The following is a 5,090-nucleotide window of genomic DNA, read 5'->3' as shown; positions in this document are numbered from 1 at the left end:
TCCCAAAATGAAATTTCATACCTACAGCACTACCTTCATGACGTAAATCTTTTTTCGCTACAGATATTTCATCCCTGACGGCTTTATTTATTCCATTGGTGAACTGTGGTTAATATTTTGTGGTATGTACACCTTTTCGACTTGCCACAGCTCATGGTATCTAGCAGCATTATTCTACTCACAGTGTTTTTAAATGAATGTGACTATAAATGAAGTCCTAAATCTGCCTTTTGAATCACATGTCGTACCTACGGCACTACCTTGATTGTGTGAAATTTTTTATCTACCAATATATCATGCCTAACGGCATTGTTTATACCACTGGTGAATTGTACCTACTATATGGTTTTTCATGAAAACCTTTTAGACTTGCTAAAATACGCATCATCCCTAATGATACTATTGTACACACAGTACATTAAAATGAACGTGACTAGAAATTATATGTCGTGCCTACGGCACTACCTTGATGACGTAAATCTTTTTTTTTGCTACCTATTTGCCATGCCTAACGGCATTAGAAAATTTAATTACATTATACGGAGGCGCTTGTAAGCTGAAATTGGATACTATTAATAATATGTGGCTTCATAAACGTTCACCTAGCTCACATACATACATATACTACCTGTTACACTAAGCAGCTGAATTCACCAAACCTATTAAATATAACCTCGAATAATTACCCATCCTGATTCTGAAGTTTCATGAGCAGAACACTTTGAAATTAAACAAGTAGACAACAATTATTGTAAATCCAGACGATAGGTAGTAATGCGCTATATATTTATCCAAGAAAACAAAAAAAAGATGGATTTATATTTTACACATTTAACTATTGAAAAATCTATACCTTTCAAAAAGTAGTCTCTCAATAGTTAGATAACCAAAAAGCTGACCGATCTACCCAAATCAGTATAATGTACTTGACATTTTTCTATGGCATACAAAATGAACAGTTGTACAAATGCAAACATTAAAGATTGATTCCAATTACATACCTATATAATGTAGTTTGAAATAGTACTTGACGATATTAACAAAGAAGAACAATACTTCCCTCCTAGCCCCGGTAGTAGTGGAAATCCTTTTTTGAGGCTTTTTTTGGCCGCAAAAAAGATTGGAGCGGATAACGTGACTGAATTAACAAATGGAAACTGGACGTACTGCTCCTGAAAAAAACAATCACCCAAACAAAACTGCATTGATTAAACCTATTATAACCCTACCTATACTATACGCTATAATTTATCAAAACAAACCTATTATATATTGTATGTATTTTTGTAATGCGCTATATTTGCAATCTTAAATTTAATATACAATGATTAAGATTACTTTGCCCGATGGGTCAGTTAGAGAGTATGCGCCTGACGTAACTCCGATGGATGTAGCTAAAAGTATTAGCGAAGGTTTTGCTAGAAATGTAATTTCGGCATCATTTAATGGTACCACCATTGAAACTTCGACTCCATTGACCACGGACGGAAGTCTTGTTTTATATACATGGAATGATGAAGGTGGTAAAAAAGCTTTCTGGCATTCGACTTCGCACGTTATGGCGCAAGTTCTTGAGGAAATGTATCCTGGAATCAAATTGACATTGGGACCTGCGATTGCAAATGGTTTTTACTATGATGTTGATTTTGAAGAACAAAAAATAACAGAAGCAGACTTTAAGAAAATCGAAGATCGTGTTCTTGAAATTTCGAGAGGCAAACATGAATTTAAATTACGTCCTGTAACTAAAGCAGATGCTTTGGAATTATATAAGGACAATGTTTATAAAACAGAGTTGATTACCAACCTTGAAGACGGTACAATTACTTTTTGCGACCATGATACCTTTACCGATTTGTGTCGCGGAGGTCATATTCCGAATACTGGAATCATCAAGGCTATGAAGGTAATGAGTGTTGCGGGTGCTTATTGGCGTGGAGACGAGAAAAACAAGCAATTGACTCGTGTATACGGTACATCTTTTCCAAAACAAAAGGATCTTACAGAATATCTAGCATTGCTTGAAGAGGCAAAACGTAGAGATCATAGAAAATTAGGGAAAGAATTGGAATTGTTTGCTTTTTCACAAAAAGTGGGTGCAGGTTTGCCGTTATGGTTGCCTAAAGGAGCTGCTTTGAGAGAAAGATTGGAGCAATTTTTGAAAAAAGCACAAAAAAAGGCAGGTTACGAGCAAGTTGCGACACCTCATATTGGACAAAAAGAACTTTATGTAACTTCTGGCCATTATGCAAAATATGGTGCAGACAGTTTTCAACCGATAACTACTCCTAACGAAGGTGAAGAGTTTTTATTAAAACCGATGAACTGCCCACATCACTGTGAAATCTATAACGTACGTCCTTGGTCTTATAAAGATCTACCTAAGCGTTATGCTGAATTTGGTACTGTTTACCGTTACGAGCAAAGTGGTGAGCTTCATGGTTTGACACGTGTGAGAGGGTTTACTCAAGATGATGCGCATATTTTTTGTACTCCTGAACAATTGGACGAAGAGTTCAAGAAAGTAATTGATTTGGTGCTTTATGTATTTGGATCATTAGGTTTTGAAGATTTTACAGCTCAGATTTCGTTAAGAGACAAAGAGAACAGAGAAAAATATATTGGTACAGACGAAAATTGGGAAAAAGCAGAAAGCGCTATTATAAACGCTGCCGCTGACAAAGGTTTACGAACTGTGGTTGAGTATGGCGAAGCCGCTTTTTATGGCCCTAAGCTTGACTTTATGGTAAAAGACGCTCTGGGAAGACAATGGCAATTAGGAACGATTCAGGTTGACTACAATTTACCCGAACGTTTTGAATTAACATACAAAGGATCTGACAATGAATTGCACCGACCAGTGATGATTCACAGAGCTCCATTTGGTTCCATGGAACGCTTCATTGCTATCTTGCTAGAACACACTGCAGGAAATTTCCCATTGTGGTTAATGCCTGAACAGGCTATTATATTGTCTTTGAGCGAGAAATATGAAATATATGCCAAAAAAGTTTTAGATTTGCTAGAAAATCACGAAATTCGCGCCCAGATTGACAACAGAAATGAGACAATCGGGAAGAAAATTAGAGATGCAGAGATGCAGAAAATTCCGTTTATGCTGATTGTAGGTGAGGAAGAGGAGAAAAACGGTACGATTTCTATCCGTCGTCATGGACAAGAAGGAAAAGGAAATATTACGATCACAATAGAAGAATTTGCTGCTATTGTTGACGAAGAGATTAAAAAGACATTAAAAACATTTACAGTTTAACTTAAATTATAAAGCCATAGCAATAAGAAGCAATAGAGGTTATCAACCTCGCGTAGAAAAAAAGGATGCCCATAGAATAAATCAACATATTCGTGGGTTGCAAGAAGTGAGACTTGTTGGTGAGAACATTGAACCAGGGGTTTTTAAACTTGCTGAAGCATTGAGATTAGCAGACCAATTTGAATTGGATCTTGTAGAAATTTCGCCGAATGCAGAACCACCGGTTTGCAAGATTATGGATTACAAGAAATTTGTTTACGAGCAAAAGAAACGTGACAAAATCTTAAAAGCTAAATCAACACAGGTAACTGTGAAGGAGATTCGTTTTGGTCCTCAGACAGATGAGCACGATTATGAATTTAAAAGAAAAAATGCTGAGAAATTCTTGAAAGAAGGATCGAAATTAAAAGCATTTGTATTCTTTAAAGGTCGTTCTATCATTTACAAAGACCAAGGTCAAATCTTGTTGTTGAGATTAGCAACAGATCTTGAAGAATTTGGTAAAGTAGAAGCTATGCCAGTTTTGGAAGGAAAGAGAATGATTATGTTCATTGCTCCTAAGAAGAAAAAATAATCCCCCTAACCCCTGAAGGGGAACAAAAAGGATTGAAGCATACTTCTGTACTCCCTCCCTTTTGGGGAGGGAGTACAGAAGGAGAAAATATAAGTAAGTAAGAATAAATTAAAAAACACTAGGAAAAAATGCCTAAAATGAAAACCAAATCTAGCGCCAAGAAACGTTTTAAAGTTACTGGTTCTGGAAAGATTAAAAGAAAGCATGCTTTTAAAAGTCACATCTTGACTAAAAAATCTAAGAAACGTAAATTAGCCTTGACACACTCAGCGCTAGTTCACAAAACAGATATGAAAAGTATCAAACAACAATTAAGAATTATATAATTGTTATTAGTTAAGAGTTAATTGTTAAGCGTTTCAAAACCTTTAACCTCTAACCCCTAACCTCTAACTTTTTTTTAACTTCTTTAGGTTAAAACAATTTAAAATAACCTTGGAGTATGGCTTTTAAGTTCTCTTGATTAAATTCGGGACGCCTGCTACAAAAAAACATAAAAATTATGCCAAGATCGGTAAATTCAGTTGCTAAAAGAGCAAGAAGAAAAAAAATAATGAAGCAAGCCAAAGGTTTCTTTGGTAGACGTAAAAACGTTTGGACAGTTGCTAAAAATGCGGTAGAAAAAGCAATGTGCTACGCTTACCGTGATAGAAAAGTGAACAAAAGAAATTTCCGTGCATTATGGATTCAACGTATCAACGCTGGAGCTAGATTGGAAGGAATGTCTTATTCACAATTCATGGGTAAAGTAAAAAAGAACAATATCGAATTGAACCGTAAAGTTCTTGCAGATTTGGCTATGAACCACCCAGAAGCATTCAAAGCTGTACTTAATAAAGTAAAATAAACGTTTTATCAACTCGATTTAAGATTACTTACTTATATAGAAAACCTCAATCATTTGATTGGGGTTTTTTTTTGCAACCACGCTATATTTGACAATAAAAAATAGCACCCAATTAAAATGATAATATGCTCTAGTAACCTAATTATCAACAATAACACAACTAATCTATTAATTCTAATACACCCTTATCTCAACTAAACTGTATCAAAAAAGGAGTATAATCGAACAAATTAAAATAGATCATATTACCGATAGCATTATAAATCTTGTAGAAATTAACATCAAATCCATTTATAGCCATAGTAATAAAACTAAACCACTATGGACTTAAAGTCCATAGATTTGGTTGTCAGACTTAAAGTCTGCATGTTGCTAGTCTTCAATTATGAAGTTATCAT

Annotated in this window: 4 protein-coding genes; all 4 read left to right on the top strand. The window is 35.0% G+C overall.

Annotated elements, in window-relative coordinates:
- Positions 1–1,324 precede the first annotated feature (1,324 nt).
- The 4 genes from thrS to rplT all read left to right on the top strand — a co-directional run bounded on the left by thrS (position 1,325) and on the right by rplT (position 4,692).
- A complete protein-coding gene (gene thrS, locus M2326_RS17315) occupies positions 1,325–3,271 on the top strand; it encodes a threonine--tRNA ligase (RefSeq protein WP_108740915.1) in 1,947 nt (648 codons plus the stop codon).
- Between the two features lie 16 nt (positions 3,272–3,287).
- Positions 3,288–3,845: a translation initiation factor IF-3 gene (gene infC, locus M2326_RS17310; RefSeq protein ID WP_413603281.1), complete on the top strand. Its 558-nt coding sequence runs from the start codon at positions 3,288–3,290 to the stop codon at positions 3,843–3,845.
- A 128-nt stretch (positions 3,846–3,973) separates the two neighbouring features.
- A complete protein-coding gene (rpmI, locus tag M2326_RS17305; protein ID WP_022827375.1) occupies positions 3,974–4,171 on the top strand; it encodes a 50S ribosomal protein L35 in 198 nt (65 codons plus the stop codon).
- Positions 4,172–4,347: 176 nt separating this feature from the next.
- Positions 4,348–4,692, top strand: a complete 345-nt coding sequence (gene rplT / locus M2326_RS17300; protein WP_108740913.1) for a 50S ribosomal protein L20 — start codon at positions 4,348–4,350, stop codon at positions 4,690–4,692.
- Positions 4,693–5,090 lie beyond the last annotated feature (398 nt).

The sequence above is a fragment of the Flavobacterium psychraerolatum genome, from assembly GCF_025960985.1.
Taxonomy (GTDB): domain Bacteria; phylum Bacteroidota; class Bacteroidia; order Flavobacteriales; family Flavobacteriaceae; genus Flavobacterium.
This window is presented reverse-complemented; position numbering and strand designations above follow the sequence as displayed.